Here is a 14,836-nt window from a genome sequence, read left to right as displayed (position 1 = left end):
CCGACGCGGGATCGGCCGTGGACGCCATGCTAGACTTGATCCTTTCGCCGTTTTGAGGTGGTCATGCCGCTGTACCGAGCTTCCCTTCGAGCCCTGGGGGCCGTCGCGCTCCTCGCGACGGCGCTGGCCTGCGGAGGAAGTAAGGGCGGGGCCACCACCGCCGCCACGACCATCGCTGTGTCCGGAACCGTCACCTACACCCGCGTGCCCCTCGCCACAGACACCAATGGCGTGCCCACCGGCCTGGTGGACAGCACCGTCGCGACCAACCTCACGACGTTGCCCGCCAAGGGCGTGATGGTCCGGGTCTACCAGCGCTATGACCAGGTCAATTCCGATGGAACCACCCAATCCTCCTGGCTTGTGCTTCCCGGCGGATCGACCTTCACGGATGCCAATGGCAATTACGCTGTGTCCGTGCCCAAAGACAAGCCCCTCATGGTCGAGCTGCTAAGCACCTTCGACGGCGGGGAAGGCCACTCCATCAACCTTGTCGGCGACCCCGCCGGCATCAACAGCACCCTCCCCCAGGCGGTCCGCTACCGCTATGCCATGCGCAAGGCAGTGGACGGCACCACCCCTGCGGGAAATCCAACCCCGGCCGCCATCCCCACCGGGAATAGCGTCGTTAATTTCGCGATTGGGCTCACCGATGCCTGGTGGCTGGTCAATTCGAGCTACGTCTTCGGTAGCTCGGTTGCCCTTGACGCTGCTAACCCGATTGATGAGACCACCCTGCCTGGCCGGACGGTCGGTACGGGCAGTCGCATCCTGGCCATCGGCGATACCATCGCCAATTTCAAGAACATTTACGGCCTTGCCACCCCCGGGGCCACGCTGGACCTCCACTACGCTCCAGGCGTCTCTGAGCCCCGCGGGTCCTTCGTGGAATACGACCGCTCGGTCTACCCCTTGGCCTACGACGACCATCTCGCAAACCTGCATTATTTCGGTTCGCTCCAGGGCGGCCCGACCAACGATGACGCCTGGGACGAGGGCGTGATCCTGCCCCTGATCGCGCGGAACGCCCTCTTCAACGGCAACACCGGCCGGACCTACAGTATCCCCCGGGCGCCCCTGCTGCCCGTCGCGGCGGCCCTCACCGACCTGAGCCCGGATATGGCGCGGATCGAGGGATTGGCTGAGGCCATGGCTGCGAACATCCTCAAGTCCCCCTACCTGGCGGACACCCAGGGCTCCACCCTGGCCGCCCCGGTGGTGGATATCCGGGACATCAGCAGCCTGACCTCCGCCCAGCTCACGCCATACTCCGCTCCCGCCCTCCGCGCCCTGGCCTGGGAGATCATCCTCAAAGCAAACAGCGTGGCCAGCCCTGGAACGCCCACCACCTGGTCCACCCTCAACGCTCTGACCGCCGCCCGCTTCTTCATATCCCCCGCCCGGACCTCTGCCGACAGCACCCAGGGCGCGGAACCCCTCAACATCTACTCTCAGCTTTCCCGCCTCAAGGAGGGCAAGGTCGCCATCGAACCGGTCGATCTCGCCACCCTCTTCACCGATTCGGCCCTGACCTCCCTCACCGCGCCCTATGGTGTTCCTTGGCCCCGGCCCACCACCGGGTCCTACGCTTCCTTCGCGGTGGGCTGGGGCACGGATCCCAATGCCCTCACCACCCCGCTGGCACCCTTCACCCTCAGCATGGCCAAAGCCGTCCAGGTGCGGGGCACCTACCCGAACCTGTCCGAGGACGAGGTGTTCTACAGCGGTTTCAGCTTGAGCGCCGACAAGCGCTACGTGATCGGCGTGACGATTTCCCCCGCGCTGGCGGCCGGCGGCGAACTCGACCTGGACCTGCCCTACCTTGACCAGACCTACACCTTCACGGGTGCTGGAGGCAGCACTCAGGCCATCGTCTTCGCAGCGAGCATCACCCCGCCGGTCTACTATCCGGTCCGCGCGCGGTTGAAGAGCCCCGACGCCCTCCAGCCAGATGTCGCGGTAACCGTGAGCTTCACACCCAGCCTCTAGCCCGACCGTTTCGGGAGTTGCCATGACTGCCTCCGCCGCCCTCCAGGCCCTGCAGGCCCGGGCGCCCTTTGTTCCAGAACTCGCCATCGTCCTGGGCTCCGGCCTGGGCGCCTTGGCCGAAAGCGCCGAGGCGATGGCGGGGTCAGCCATCCCCTTCACGGACCTGCCCGGCTTCCCGGCCCCCACAGTGGCCGGCCATGGCGGCAAGCTGGTCTTCTGCGAATTCGAAGGCCGGAAGACCGTCCTCCAGGCGGGGCGCTTCCACTTCTACGAGGGCCATCCCATGCCCCTCGTGGTCACACCCATGCGCCTCTACGGGCGCCTCGGCGTGAAGGCGGTGCTGCTCACCAATGCGGCCGGGGCCCTCAACCCGGCTTTTGGCGTGGGCGAGCTCATGGCCCTCACGGACCACATCAACCTGTTCGGCACCAACCCGCTCATCGGCCTGAACGTGGAGCCCGGCCCGCGCTTCCCGGACATGACCGCCGTCTACGATCCGGCCTTCCGGACCCATCTGGCTGCCTGCGCCGCGGGGCTCGGACAGACCCTCCGCCAGGGGGTCTACCTGGGGCTGACCGGACCGAGTTACGAGACGCCCGCCGAGATCCGCGCCTTCCGCCTCCTCGGCGCCGATGCCGTGGGCATGAGCACCGTTCCCGAAGCCATCGTCGCCCGGCACGAGGGCATGCGCGTGGCGGGGATCTCCTGCCTCTGCAACATGGCGGCTGGCATCCTGCCCCAGGCCCTCACCCACCAGGAAGTGCTCGAAGCCGGCGCGGCGGCCGCGGGCCGCTTCGAGGCCCTGGTGCGGGCCTTCGTGCGCGACCTGCCCCTATAGCTCCCACAAGCAGAAAAACGGAGAAGCCCGGCTTTGCCGGGCTTCTCCGTGGGGGTCCGGGGGTTCTCCCCGCCACGCATGCGTGGTGGGGAGAACCCCCGGAGAGCATCAGGCGTTGTTCTTTTGGTGTTCCTCGATGAGCCGGTTGACCACATCCGGCTCGGCCAGGGTGGAGATGTCGCCCATGCCGTCGTACTCGGAAGAGGCGATTTTCCGCAGGATGCGCCGCATGATCTTGCCGCTGCGGGTCTTGGGCAGGCCTGAGGAAATGTGGATGACATCCGGGGCGGCGAAGGCACCGATGACCTGCCGCACCTGCTCCTTGAGGGCGCCGATGAGCTGCTGGTTGCCCTGTTCCGCGTAGCCATTGTTGAGCAGCACATAGCAGTAGATGCCCTGGCCCTTGATGGGGTGCGGGTAGCCCACCACGGCGGCCTCGGCCACGGCTTCGTGAGCCACCAGGGCGCTTTCCACCTCAGCCGTACCGAGGCGATGGCCGGACACGTTGATGACGTCGTCGATGCGTCCGGTGATCCAGTAGTAGCCGTCCTCGTCCCGCCGGGCGCCGTCGCCCGTGAAGTAGTAGCCCGGGTACTGGGTGAAGTAGGTGTCCCGGAAGCGCTTGTGATCGCCATGGACCGTGCGGGCCTGGCCCGGCCAGGGGGCGCCGAGGCAGAGGGCGCCGGAGACATCGTTGCCCTCCAGGGGAACGCCGGTGGCGGGATCCACGATGACGGGTTTCACCCCGAAGAAGGGCAAGGTGGCCGAACCCGGCTTGGTGGGGGTCACCCCCGGCAGCGGCGTGATGAGGATGCCGCCGGTTTCGGTCTGCCACCAGGTGTCCACCACCGTGCAGCGGCCTTCGCCCACCACGTCGTGGTACCAGCGCCAGACCTCGGGGTTGATGGGCTCGCCGACGGTACCGAGGATGCGCAGCGACTTGCGGCTGTATTTCTTGATCCAGCTGTCCCCGGCCTGGGCCAGGGCGCGCAGGGCCGTGGGCGCCGTGTAGAGGATGTTCACGCCGAGGTCGTCCACGATCTGCCAGTAGCGGCCCGCATCCGGGTAGAGCGGCGTGGATTCGAAGATCACCGAGGTGGCGCCATTGGCCAGGGGGCCGTAAACGATGTAGCTGTGGCCCGTGACCCAGCCGACGTCGGCAGCGCAGAAATAGATGTCGTCCGGGTGGTAGTCGAAGACCAGCTTGTGGGTGAACGCGGCGTAGGTGAGGTAGCCGCCGGTGGTGTGGAGCAGGCCCTTGGGCTTGCCCGTGCTGCCGGAGGTGTAGAGGATGAAGAGCGGATCCTCCGCACCCATCCATTCGCTGGTGCAGGTGGAGCGCTGCTTGGCGGTCTCCTCGTCCAGCCACAGGTCGCGACCCGGCTGCATGGGCACGTCACCGTCCGTACGGCGGGCCACCAGCACCGTCTCCACCAGGGACATCCCTTCGATGGCACGGTCCACGGTGCGCTTGAGCGGTACCCGTTTGCCTCCCCGCAGACCCTCGTTGGCCGTGACTACCACCTTGCAATGGGCGTCCACGATGCGGTCCCGCAGCGACTCTGCGGAGAACCCGCCAAACACCACGGAATGCACGGCGCCGATGCGGGCGCAGGCCAGCATGGTGTAGACCAACTCCGGGATCATGGTGAGGTAGATGCAGACGCGATCACCCTTCTTCACACCGTTGTGCAGGAGCACATTGGCCACCCGCGCCACGTGGTGCTTGAGGTCGCGATAGGTGATGTGGGTGTAGACGCCGGGCTCGTCCTGGGCCCAGATGAGGGCAGTCTTATCCCCCAGGTGCGGCAGGTGCCGGTCCACGCAGTTGAAGCAGGCGTTGAGGCGCCCGCCGGAGAACCAGGAGAAGTCCACTTCCTTGTAGTCCGCGTCGAAGACGGATTGCCAGGGATGGAACCAGGTGAGGGCTTTCGCCTGCTCCCCCCAGAACCACTCTGGGTTGTCCAACGACAGGCGGTACAGCCGCTGGTACTCCTCCATGGACTTGATATGGGCCCGCTCACGAATATGGGGCTTCACGGGGAAGAGGTCTTCGGACATGTCGGCTCCGTGCCAGGGGTGGGATGAATTCGAAAAGTGGCGGAGGAGCGTGTGGATGGCTGTGGAGGCCTGAATCTCCACGCAGGTCCGTCAGGCTGGGAAAGACGCTGAAGGGGTGGGGGGTGGCGACCATTCTCCGGCCCGGGCGAACCCCTGTCCAGTAATCGTTACCTTGGGTAGAGACTCCAGGCCGATGGCAGGAATGAGATCACATCCAGGGTCTCGGCAGATGGGGCCGGGCAGCGGGATGATCCCTTCGCCCGGCCCCTGCTGCTTTCCCGGCGGGGAGGCCGCCGGGAAGTTGGATCAGTGCTGATACGTGGTGATGTCCCGATCCTTGGTTTCCTTCAAGAACAGGGCACCGATCACCACCGTGATGAGAGCCACGATGATGGGATACCAGAGGCCGTAATAGATGTTGCCGTGCAGGGCCACCATGGCGGTGGCGATGAGGGGCAGCATGCCGCCGAACCAGCCATTGCCGATGTGGTAAGGCAGCGACATGGAGGTGTAGCGGATGTTGGTGGGGAAGAGCTCCACCAGGAAGGCCGCAATGGGCCCATACACCATGGTCACGTAGATGAGGAAGATGAACAGGATCAGGAGGGTCATGGGGTAGTTGACCTGGGACTTGTCGGCCTCCTTGGGATACCCAAGGTCGTTCAAGGCTTTCTTCAGGGCCCCTTCCGAGGCCGCACTCCACCCCTCCACGCGCACGGTGGTGACCTGACCCGTGGTGGGGTTCCTGCCTTCGATGGTGGCGACAGCCATCTTGCCGGGCTCAGGGGCGATCTTGTTGAAGTTGAGGCCCTGCTTCCCGAAGAAGTCGTTCACGCGGTCCAGTTCGGAGAACTTGCTCCAGGGCCCGACGAAGAGGTTGAATGTCTCGTCCTTGGGATTGCCCGCCACGGTGATCACAGTGGAGTTCTGGAACTTCTCCAGGGCCGGGTTCACGTAGTGGGTCAAGGCCTTGAACATGGGGAAGAAGGTGACGGCGGCGATAAGGCAGCCCGCCAGGATGATCTTCAGGCGGCCGATCTTGTCCGACAGCCAGCCGAAGAAGATGAAGAAGGGCGTGCCCAGCAACAGCGAGGCGCCGATCATCATGTACGTGGTCTGGTAGTCCAGCTTCAGCGTGATCTGCATGAAGAAGAGGGCGTAGAACTGGCCGGTGTACCACACCACGCCCTGTCCCGCGGTGGCGCCGAGGAGGGCGAGCAGCGCGTACTTGTTGTTGGGGTACTTCAGGAAGCTGTCACTGAGGGGCGCCTTTGAGGTCTTGCCCTCGGCCTTCATCTTCGTGAAGACGGGGGATTCGTGCAGCTTCAGGCGGATCCAGACGGACACACCGAGCAGGATGATGGACATCAGGAAGGGGATGCGCCAGCCCCAGTCGGCAAAGGCCGCACTGGTCATGCCGTGGCGGCAGGCCATGATGATGCCAAGGCAGAGGAAGAAGCCCACGGTGGCCGTGGTCTGGATCCAGCTGGTGTTGTAGCCACGACGGTCATGAGCGGAGTGCTCGGCCACGTAGGTGGCAGCACCGCCGTACTCACCGCCCAGGGCCAAGCCCTGGCAAAGGCGCAGGGTGACCATGATGATAGGGGCCCACCAACCGATGCTGGCGAAGGTTGGCAAGAGGCCGACCCCGAAGGTCGAGAGGCCCATCACCACGATGGTCACCAGGAAGGTGTACTTCCGGCCGATGAGATCACCGATGCGCCCGAAGACCAGGGCACCGAAGGGCCGCACCAGGAAGCCGGCCGCATAGGCCGCGAAGGCGGAGAGCAGGGCGGCTGTGTCGTTCCCTTTGGGGAAGAACAGGGTCGCGAAGAAGGGCGCCAGCGTGGCGTAGAGGTAGAAGTCGTACCACTCGAACACCGTCCCCACGGACGATGCCACGATCACCATGCGTTCTTCCTTGGTGAGTGGAGTCCTTGCCGCGACTTGCTCAGTTGCAATGGCCATGTCTTGTTGCCTCCTTGAGCGTTCCTTCAAGTTGGAGCTATGCGTTCAGTGATCCTTCAGCGTTTGGGCTGGATGACACATCAGATGCGGAACCTCTCGATATCCCCCTTCGTAATGCCGGCCTGGACCGGGACAGTTGGATGGGTTACGCCTGGACCACTCCAGACGGGAGTGAGGGAAGGCTATATGGCGTTCGCGATGGACTGGCCCCGCGGAACGGGTTGGGATGGATTGGCTGACCCTTAGGTAACGCACTCCTTTCCTCCGGGTCAAGCATGTCTCTGTCCGAAGGCCCATTTTTTTTTAGCGGGGAAAAATTGCCGTAAGTTGAGGTATAAGACGACCATCCGATCGCCTTATACCTGGTGACTGGATCCCCCATCCGGGAAGACCTGAGCCCTGCCCGCGAGGGTAGGCAGATTCCGGGGAGCGGTGGAGCTCGCCTAACCCACCTCAGGGACAGCCAACCCCCCAGGGGTGGGCTCGAACCCCTATCATGGTCCCTGACCCTCCATCCTCCGGACCACGCCGATGCGCATCGCCCTCATGGCAGACATTCATGCCAACCGGCTCGCGCTGGAGGCCTGCCTTGAGCATGCCCGGGGCCAGCGCATGGATCGCCTCGTGTTCCTCGGCGATTACGTGGGCTACGGCGCCCAGCCGAACGAAGTAATGGAGCAGATCATGGCCGAGGCCGCGCGGGGGGCGACCGCCGTGGCCGGCAACCACGATCAGGCCGTGGCCAACGACCGGGACGTCATGACTCCGGATGCGGAGACCGCCATGGCTTGGACCCGCGGCCAACTGGGCCCTGCGGCGAGGGATTTTCTTTCCAGCCTGCCTCTGCGGTTCGAGGACGGAACCCGCCTGTACGTGCATGCCAGCCCCCAGACCTATCCACCCTGGATCTACATCCGCGAGAGCCGGGATGCCCGCCGGGCGCTGGAAGCCAGCCGGGCGCAGACGGTCTTCTGCGGCCACACCCATTTGCCAGCCCTGCACGGCATCACTGCCACTGGCCAGTTGGTCTCCTTCACCCCCGTCCCCTCCGTGCCCGTGCCCTTGCCTCCCCACCGCCGCTGGCTGACCGTGGTCGGCGCGGTCGGACAATCTCGCGATGGCAATCCAGCCGCGGCCTATGCCCTGCTCGACACCACCACTTCCGAGATCACCCACTTCCGGGTGCCCTATGATGTCCAGGCGGCCGCCGCGTCAATTCTGGAGGCTGGCCTGCCTCCGGCCCTGGCGAGGCGGCTCCGGGAAGGACGATGAGCATGCACCCGGAGACGATCGCACCCGGAACCATCCTCGACGGCTTCTGCGTCGGTGAGCGCATTCACCGGGGCGGCATGGCCTCGCTCTGGGCCGCCTCCCATCCCGACATCCCGTTCCCCCTGCTGGTGAAGGCGCCGATCCTGTCAGAAGGCACCGACCCTGCCGCCATCGTCGGCTTCGAGATGGAGCAGATGATCCTCCCGCGCCTGTCGGGACCCCATGTGCCCAAGTTCATCGCCCAAGGCACCACCGGCCTCCAACCCTACCTGGTCATGGAGCGGATCCCCGGCCCTTCCCTCCTGCCAAGACTGACCCAGCTGCCCCTGCCGTGGGCGGAGGTGGCGGCCCTGGGCGCACGCATCGCCATGGCCCTGGACGACCTCCATCGCCAGCATGTGGTCCACCTGGATGTGAAGCCTTCCAACCTCCTTACCCGGCCCACCGGCGAGATGGTCCTTATCGACTTCGGCCTGTCGCACCACGATGAGTTGCCCGACTTGATGGGCGAGGAGTTCCGGCTGCCCTACGGCACCGCGCCCTACATGGCCCCGGAGCAGGTCCTCGGCTTCCGGAAGGACCCCCGCAGCGACCAGTTCGCCTTGGGCGTGCTGATGTATTTCTTCGTTACGGGCGTGCGGCCCTTTGGCGATCCCCAGCGCCTGTCCGGCCTGAAGCGCCGCCTCTGGCGGGATTCGGTGCCTCCGCGTCTGCTCCGCCCGGACTGCCCGCCTTGGCTCCAGGAAATCATCCTGCGCTGCCTGGAGGTGCATCCGGCCTGGCGCTACCCCACCGCCGCCCATCTGGCCCTGGCCCTTCGGCACCCCGATCAGGTGAAGCTGACCGCCCGCTCGGAGAAGCTGCGTCAGGACTCCTTCACCACGGTCCTCCGGCGCCGCTTCGCGGATCGGGAGCTCTCGATTCCCACGGGCAAGACCCCCACTCAGCACGATGGGGACGCGCCCATCCTCGCGGTGGCCATCGATCTCTCCCCCGAAGCGGCTCCCACCGCCGAGCTGCTTCGCACCATGGTGGCCCACATGCTACCCGCCCTCCCGGGGGCCCGGGTGGCCTGCCTGAACGTGTTCAAGCTGGGGCGCATCACGCTGGATCAGACCGTGGACGACCAGGGCCGAAATATCCACCTCCAGCGCCTGGTGGAGCTCCGTCACTGGGCGGAAAGCCTGGGCCTGGAGGAGGGCCGGATCAGCTTCCATGTGCTGCAGTCTCCGGATTCCGCCTCGGCCATTCTCCATTACGTGAACGCCAACCGCGTGGACCACGTGGTGATTGGCGCCCGCGCCAGCTCCCTCCGCCGTTCCCTCCTGGGCAGCGTCTCCAGCCAGGTCGCCGCTCAGGCCCCCTGCACGGTCACGGTGGTCCGCTCCCGTCGGCTGCGGAAGTCGGACTTCAGCCAGGAACCTGAGGATCAGTCCGACGTCCCCTGGACGGTGGGGTGATCCTTCGGTACGTGGAAACGCCCCGGCGGACCGGGGCGTTTCCATCATGGCGGTGGAGGTCTACTCAGCGTCCTCGGCCTTGGGCTCGGGGAGGGTGTAGTCCACGAACTCGATGAGGGCCATGTCAGCCGCGTCGCCGAGGCGATGGGCCATCTTGAGGATGCGGGTGTAGCCACCGGGGCGGCTTTCGAAACGCTTGCGGAAGTCGGCGCCGAAGAGCTTCTGGACGGCGGCCCTGCTTCCGAGGCGGGCCATCGCCAGACGGCGGTTGGCCACGGAATCGGTCTTCGCGAGGGTGATGAAGGGCTCCACATAGGTGCGGAGTTCCTTGGCCTTCACGAGGGTGGTCTCGATGCGCTCGCTCTGGATCAGGGCGGTCGCGAGGTTCTTCATGAGGGCCTTGCGCTGGTTGGTGGTGCGGCCCAGGCGCTTGCCGGCAACGTTGTGACGCATGGGGGCTCCTTACACTTCCTGCTCGAGCCGCATGCCGAGGGAGAGGCCGATACGAGCGAGCTCGTCCTTGATCTCCTGGAGCGACTTCTTGCCGAAGTTCTTGGTTTTCATCAGCTCAGCCTCGGTCCGCTGGACCAGCTCGCCGATGGTGGTGATGTTGGCGTTGCGGAGGCAATTGTTGGCCCGCACGGAGAGTTCGAGTTCTTCGACGGACTTGCCCAGCCAGGTGTTGGCGGCCTCGGCACCCAGGGTCGCGGAACCCATCTCCATCTCGGTGAAGTCCTCATCCTGGCGGGCGAACACGAGGAAGTGGTCGCGCAGGATGAGGGCCGCGTCGGAGACGGCTTCCTTGGGGTTGACGGCACCGTTGGTCCACACCTGGAGCGTGAGCTTCTCGTAATCCGTGCTCTGGCCCACGCGGGCGGGTTCGACGATGTAGTTCACGCGGATGATCGGGCTGTGGTTGGCATCCATGGGGATGAAGCCCAGGCCCAGACTCTCGTCGTGGTTGTGGTCAGCGGTCACGAAGCCGCGGCCAGGACGCACCACTAGCTCGATCTCCAACTCGCCTTCTTCACCCAGCGTGGCGATGTGGATGTTGGGATCCACGACCTCCACGTTCTGGTTGCAGCGGATGGCGGCCGAAGTCACCGTGCCCTCGCCCTTGGCGGAGATGGTCACCGTCTGGGGCTCGGTGCTGTGCAGCTTGAACGGCACTTCCTTGAGGTTCAGGAGGACGTGGGTGATGTCCTCCCAGACCCCGGGAAGGGTGGTGAACTCATGCATAACGCCCTTGATGCGGACGTTGGTGACCGCCGCGCCCTGGATGCTGCTGAGCAGCACCCGGCGGAGACTGTGCCCGACGGTCGTGGCGAAGCCACGCTCAAACGGGTAGGCCACGAATTCTCCGTAGGAGTCCGTGAGGGACCCGGGGGTCACCTCCGCGAATCGCGGCCTCTGGAAATCGCTGAGGTTCAGCATCCTGCCCCCTTACTTGGAATACAGTTCAACGATCAGCTGCTCGTTGATGTCCAGAGTGATGTCCTCGCGGGTCGGTGCGGCAAGCACCTGGCCCTTGAAGGCGGCGGAGTCCAGAGAAAGCCACTTGGGAATCCCGCGGCCGGCAGAGGTTTCGACGGAAGACTTGACCCCGTCGTTCTCGCGGGCGCGGCTGCCCAGTTCCACCGCCTGGCCAGGCTTCACCTGGAAGGAGGGGATGTCCACCCGCTTGCCGTTGATCCGCACGTGGCCGTGCATGACCATCTGGCGCGCGGCGGAGCGGCTGGACGCGAAGCCCAGGCGGTAGACCACGTTGTCCAGGCGGCTTTCGAGGAAACCGAGCAGGTTGTGGCCCGTCACGCCCTTCTTGGCGTCAGCCTTCTCAAAGTAGTGGCGGAACTGCTTCTCGAGCACACCGTAGATGCGCTTCACCTTCTGCTTCTCGCGAAGCTGCAAGGCGTAGCCGGTAGGCTTCTTGATCTTGCCCGCGCCGTGCTGGCCAGGGATCTTGCCCTTGCGGGTCTCGAACGAGCACTTTTCCTTGAAGCAGCGCTCGCCCTTGAGGTAAAGCTTCATGCCCTCGCGGCGGCAGAGGCGGCAAACGGCGTCTGTGTAACGTGCCATGTCTCTCCTCCTCTCTTAAACCCGGCGCCGCTTGGGCGGCCGGCAGCCGTTGTGGGGGATGGGGGTGACGTCGCGGATGCTGGTCACCTGGATGCCTGCGGCGTTGAGGGCGCGGATGGCGCTCTCACGACCGGCACCAGGGCCCTTGACGCGAACGTCCACCGAGCGGACGCCCTGCTCCTTGGCGGCCTCGGCAGCGATGCCGGCGGCCACCTGGGCTGCGAAGGGCGTGCCCTTGCGGGTGCCACGGAAGTTCTGGTTGCCGCTGGAAGCCCAGCAGAGCATGTTCCCCGTGGGATCGGAGATGGAGATGATGGTGTTGTTGAAGGACGCCTGGACGTGAGCCACGCCGTGGGGAACGTTCTTCTTTTCTTTCTTCTTGACCACCTTCTTACCGGCGGTCCGGGTCTGGGTCTTGGCCATGTGCTCCTCGCCTTACTTCTTCTTGCCGGCTACGGTGCGTCGCTTGCCCTTGCGGGTGCGGGCGTTGGTGTGCGTGCGCTGACCACGGACGGGCAGGCCCTTCCGGTGGCGCAGGCCGCGGTAGCAGCCGATGTCCATGAGCCGCTTGATGTCGAGGGAGATGTTCTTGCGGAGGTCACCCTCCACGGTCTCCTCGGCGGTGATGACGCGGCGGATGCGACCGACCTCGTCCTCGGTCAGATCCCGGACCTTGGTGCCGAAGTCGACCTTCGCACGGGTCAGGATGCTGTGCGCCTTGGCGCGGCCGATGCCGTAGATGTAGGTGAGCGCGATCTCGATGCGCTTTCCGATGGGCAGATCAATGCCTGAGATGCGTGCCATCGTTTCTCCTTAACCCTGACGCTGCTTGTGCTTGGGGTTCTTCTTGCAGATGATCCGGTTGATGCCTTCGCGCCGGACCACTTTGCAGTGCTCGCACAGCTTCTTGATGGAGGGCCGTACTTTCATGGTGTCCTCTCGTTTACTTGAATCGGTAGATGATGCGGCCGCGGGTGAGATCGTAGGGGGTCACCTCTACGAGCACCCGGTCACCGGGAAGGATTCGGATGAAGTTCTTGCGCATCTTCCCGCTGATGTGCGCCAGCACCTGGTGCTTGTTCTCCAGTTCGACCCGGAACACCGCGTTGGGCAAGGCCTCGACCACTGTGGCTTCGAGCTCAATGGCTTCTTCTTTGCTCAAGCGCGCTCTCCGAAGACGTGACGCAGCGATTCAAACACCAGCTCCGGCGCGCGATTGCCATCCACGCTCCGGAAGGTCGGCCGATGCTTGTAGAAACCCAGGAGCGGCTGGAAGGTCGAGTGGAACTCGGCCATCCTGCTCCGGAAGGCTTCAGCGGTATCGTCGGATCGGTGCTTCAGGGGACTTCCGCACAGATCACAAATACCGGCCTGCTTGGGGGGCTTGGATTCCATGTGGTAGATGGCGCCGCAGGCGTTGTTGCTGCAGACGCGCCGGCCCACCACGCGGGCTTCCAGCACCTCCTGAGGGACATCGACCAGCACCACGTGCCCCACTTTCATGCCCTTGGAGGAGAGGAAGTCTTCCAGGGCCTGAGCTTGCTGAAGGGTTCGTGGGTAGCCGTCGAACAACACGTCAGAGGTCTCGTCCAGCAGCCGCGCAAAGACAAGGCCGTTGACGGTGTCGTCGTCCACCAGTTTTCCTTCGGCCATGATGGCTTTCGCCCTCAGGCCGATCTCCGTCCCTTTCGAGACGGCATCTCTCAGAATGTCACCGGTTGAGAGGTGAGTCAAAGAGAATGTTTCCACCAGGCGCTTGGCCTGGGTGCCCTTCCCGGAGCCGGGGGCTCCGAGGAGAATGTTAGCGATGAGGCTCATGAGCCCCCCCCGCGGGTCGAGCGGCCGCGGATGCGACCCTTCTCGAGGAAGCCGTCGTAGCGCCGCATGACCAGCAGGCTTTCCAGCTGGGCCGCGCTGTCCATGGCCACGCCCACCACGATCAGCAGGCTGGTGCCGCCGAAGTAGAAGTTGAGACCCTGGATGTTGTTCGTGATGAGCAGGGGCACCAGGGAGACCAGGGCGAGGTAGATGGCGCCCACGAACGTCAGCTTGGACAGGATGCTGTCCATGAAGATGCTGGTCTCTTTGCCGGGCCGGATGCCCGGAATGTAGCCCCCGGACCGTTTCATGTTGTCGGCCGTCTCGTCAGGGTTGAACACGATGCTGGTGTAGAAGAAGGCGAAAAAGATGACCACGCCCACGAAGACCGGCGTATAGACCCAGAAGTGGGTCTGCGGGCTGATCATGGCCGAGGCCTTGGCCAGCCATTCCCAGCGGGTGAACTGAGCGATGGTGGCTGGAAAGAAGATCACGGAGCTCGCGAAGATGACGGGCATCACGCCTGCGGTGTTCAGCTTGAGCGGCATGTAGCTACTGCGTTGGCTGGACATGCCGGCCGAGTCGGCCCGGCGGGCGTAATGGATGGGGATGCGCCGGTAGGCGTTTTCCACCAGCACGACGGCCAGCAGCACGACGGCCATGGCCCCGATCAGCAGGATGAAGATACCGGGGGGCGGGACGTTCGGGGCATTCCTCAAGGACTGCGTGATCATCACCGTGATGGTGGTGAGGGCCTGCGGCAGGCCCGCGACGATGCCGGCGAAGATCAGCAGGCTGATGCCGTTGCCGATGCCGCGTTCGGTGATCTGCTCACCGATCCACATGACGAAGAGGGTGCCCGCGGACAGCGTGAAGGCTGCCAGGAATCGGAAAGCCGTTGGCGAAATGGCCGTGGTCACGACCTCCAGGCCGGGCGCGTTCTGGCTCTGGGCCAGGGACGCGATGCCCATGCCCTGGATGAAGGCCAGGAACACGGTGAGATAGCGGGTCCATTGGGTGATCTTCTGGCGCCCGGCTTCGCCTTCCTTCTTCTGGAGGTTCTCCAGATAGGGCACCACGGCCCCCATCAGCTGCAGCACGATGCTGGCGGTGATGTAGGGGGCGATGCCCAGGGCGAAGACGGAGAACTTCTTGAACGCACCGCCGGAGAAGAGGTCGATGACATCAAAGAGGCCACCACCACCACGACGAAGCGCGGCCGCCAGGTTCTCGGCGTTCACCCCGGGCACGCTGACGTGCACCCCCAGGCGGTAGATGGCCAGGAGGATCAGGGTGAAGAGGAGCCGCTTGCGCAGCTCCGGGATTGCGAAGAGGTTCCTGAGGCGGTTCATCG

At 64.9% G+C, this 14,836-nt stretch carries 15 protein-coding genes; 4 read left to right on the top strand and 11 right to left on the bottom strand.

The window, feature by feature from the left end; translation table 11 throughout:
• Positions 1-63: 63 nt before the first annotated feature.
• Together NOV74_RS13575 and NOV74_RS13570 are read left to right on the top strand one after the other, a co-directional pair.
• Positions 64-1,989 carry a hypothetical protein gene (locus NOV74_RS13575; RefSeq protein ID WP_257313510.1) on the top strand — a complete coding sequence of 642 codons (1,926 nt, stop codon included), beginning with the start codon at positions 64-66 and terminating at the stop codon, positions 1,987-1,989.
• A gap of 22 nt (positions 1,990-2,011) precedes the next feature.
• Positions 2,012-2,827 carry a purine-nucleoside phosphorylase gene (locus tag NOV74_RS13570; protein WP_257313507.1) on the top strand — a complete coding sequence of 272 codons (816 nt, stop codon included), beginning with the start codon at positions 2,012-2,014 and terminating at the stop codon, positions 2,825-2,827.
• 108 nt (positions 2,828-2,935) lie between these two features.
• Here NOV74_RS13570 and acs read toward each other — a convergent pair whose 3' ends face one another.
• Entirely contained in the window at positions 2,936-4,888 is a 1,953-nt protein-coding gene (acs, locus tag NOV74_RS13565) for an acetate--CoA ligase (protein WP_257313505.1), read from the bottom strand.
• 306 nt (positions 4,889-5,194) lie between these two features.
• The gene (locus tag NOV74_RS13560; protein WP_257313503.1) at positions 5,195-6,856 is read right to left on the bottom strand and encodes an MFS transporter; all 1,662 of its coding nucleotides are present in this window, start codon (positions 6,854-6,856) and stop codon (positions 5,195-5,197) included.
• Between the two features lie 531 nt (positions 6,857-7,387).
• Here NOV74_RS13560 and NOV74_RS13555 point away from each other — a divergent pair.
• Positions 7,388-8,128, top strand: coding sequence for a metallophosphoesterase family protein (locus tag NOV74_RS13555; protein ID WP_257313502.1), 741 nt, complete (start codon positions 7,388-7,390; stop codon positions 8,126-8,128).
• 2 nt (positions 8,129-8,130) lie between these two features.
• A complete protein-coding gene (locus tag NOV74_RS13550) occupies positions 8,131-9,588 on the top strand; it encodes a serine/threonine protein kinase (RefSeq protein ID WP_371748459.1) in 1,458 nt (485 codons plus the stop codon).
• Between the two features lie 60 nt (positions 9,589-9,648).
• Here the strand turns inward: NOV74_RS13550 and rplQ are convergent, their stop codons facing one another.
• From rplQ to secY, 9 genes are read right to left on the bottom strand one after another with little or no spacing between them, the layout of a single operon-like run.
• Complete coding sequence (rplQ, locus tag NOV74_RS13545) at positions 9,649-10,041, bottom strand: 50S ribosomal protein L17 (RefSeq protein WP_257313494.1); 393 nt, start codon at positions 10,039-10,041, stop codon at positions 9,649-9,651.
• A gap of 9 nt (positions 10,042-10,050) precedes the next feature.
• Entirely contained in the window at positions 10,051-11,022 is a 972-nt protein-coding gene (locus tag NOV74_RS13540; protein WP_257313491.1) for a DNA-directed RNA polymerase subunit alpha, read from the bottom strand.
• 9 nt (positions 11,023-11,031) lie between these two features.
• The gene (rpsD, locus tag NOV74_RS13535; protein WP_257313488.1) at positions 11,032-11,664 is read right to left on the bottom strand and encodes a 30S ribosomal protein S4; all 633 of its coding nucleotides are present in this window, start codon (positions 11,662-11,664) and stop codon (positions 11,032-11,034) included.
• Between the two features lie 15 nt (positions 11,665-11,679).
• The gene (gene rpsK / locus NOV74_RS13530; RefSeq protein ID WP_257313485.1) at positions 11,680-12,087 is read right to left on the bottom strand and encodes a 30S ribosomal protein S11; all 408 of its coding nucleotides are present in this window, start codon (positions 12,085-12,087) and stop codon (positions 11,680-11,682) included.
• A 12-nt stretch (positions 12,088-12,099) separates the two neighbouring features.
• On the bottom strand, positions 12,100-12,468 hold the full coding sequence (gene rpsM, locus NOV74_RS13525; protein WP_257313482.1) for a 30S ribosomal protein S13: 369 nt from the start codon (positions 12,466-12,468) through the stop codon (positions 12,100-12,102).
• Positions 12,469-12,477: 9 nt separating this feature from the next.
• Entirely contained in the window at positions 12,478-12,594 is a 117-nt protein-coding gene (rpmJ, locus tag NOV74_RS13520; RefSeq protein ID WP_243288424.1) for a 50S ribosomal protein L36, read from the bottom strand.
• Between the two features lie 13 nt (positions 12,595-12,607).
• A complete protein-coding gene (gene infA, locus NOV74_RS13515) occupies positions 12,608-12,826 on the bottom strand; it encodes a translation initiation factor IF-1 (RefSeq protein ID WP_026852734.1) in 219 nt (72 codons plus the stop codon).
• Positions 12,823-13,482, bottom strand: coding sequence for an adenylate kinase (locus NOV74_RS13510; RefSeq protein ID WP_257313480.1), 660 nt, complete (start codon positions 13,480-13,482; stop codon positions 12,823-12,825). The genes infA and NOV74_RS13510 overlap by 4 nt, the downstream gene beginning before the upstream one ends.
• The gene (gene secY, locus NOV74_RS13505) at positions 13,479-14,834 is read right to left on the bottom strand and encodes a preprotein translocase subunit SecY (protein ID WP_257313478.1); all 1,356 of its coding nucleotides are present in this window, start codon (positions 14,832-14,834) and stop codon (positions 13,479-13,481) included. The genes NOV74_RS13510 and secY overlap by 4 nt, the downstream gene beginning before the upstream one ends.
• Between the last annotated feature and the right edge of the window lie 2 nt (positions 14,835-14,836).

This window comes from Geothrix fuzhouensis (assembly GCF_024609325.1).
In the GTDB taxonomy this organism is placed as follows: Bacteria; Acidobacteriota; Holophagae; order Holophagales; family Holophagaceae; genus Geothrix; species Geothrix fuzhouensis.
This window is presented reverse-complemented; position numbering and strand designations above follow the sequence as displayed.

Coding starts and splice junctions, on each gene's coding strand:
- rpmJ (WP_243288424.1), bottom strand. CDS start 12,594: ATGAAAGTACGGCCCTCCATCAAGAAGCTGTGCGAGCACTGCAAAGTG.
- NOV74_RS13560 (WP_257313503.1), bottom strand. CDS start 6,856: ATGGCCATTGCAACTGAGCAAGTCGCGGCAAGGACTCCACTCACCAAG.
- NOV74_RS13555 (WP_257313502.1), top strand. CDS start 7,388: ATGCGCATCGCCCTCATGGCAGACATTCATGCCAACCGGCTCGCGCTG.
- NOV74_RS13510 (WP_257313480.1), bottom strand. CDS start 13,482: ATGAGCCTCATCGCTAACATTCTCCTCGGAGCCCCCGGCTCCGGGAAG.
- NOV74_RS13550 (WP_371748459.1), top strand. CDS start 8,131: ATGCACCCGGAGACGATCGCACCCGGAACCATCCTCGACGGCTTCTGC.
- acs (WP_257313505.1), bottom strand. CDS start 4,888: ATGTCCGAAGACCTCTTCCCCGTGAAGCCCCATATTCGTGAGCGGGCC.
- rpsD (WP_257313488.1), bottom strand. CDS start 11,664: ATGGCACGTTACACAGACGCCGTTTGCCGCCTCTGCCGCCGCGAGGGC.
- rpsM (WP_257313482.1), bottom strand. CDS start 12,468: ATGGCACGCATCTCAGGCATTGATCTGCCCATCGGAAAGCGCATCGAG.
- secY (WP_257313478.1), bottom strand. CDS start 14,834: ATGAACCGCCTCAGGAACCTCTTCGCAATCCCGGAGCTGCGCAAGCGG.
- rplQ (WP_257313494.1), bottom strand. CDS start 10,041: ATGCGTCACAACGTTGCCGGCAAGCGCCTGGGCCGCACCACCAACCAG.
- NOV74_RS13570 (WP_257313507.1), top strand. CDS start 2,012: ATGACTGCCTCCGCCGCCCTCCAGGCCCTGCAGGCCCGGGCGCCCTTT.
- NOV74_RS13540 (WP_257313491.1), bottom strand. CDS start 11,022: ATGCTGAACCTCAGCGATTTCCAGAGGCCGCGATTCGCGGAGGTGACC.
- NOV74_RS13575 (WP_257313510.1), top strand. CDS start 64: ATGCCGCTGTACCGAGCTTCCCTTCGAGCCCTGGGGGCCGTCGCGCTC.
- rpsK (WP_257313485.1), bottom strand. CDS start 12,087: ATGGCCAAGACCCAGACCCGGACCGCCGGTAAGAAGGTGGTCAAGAAG.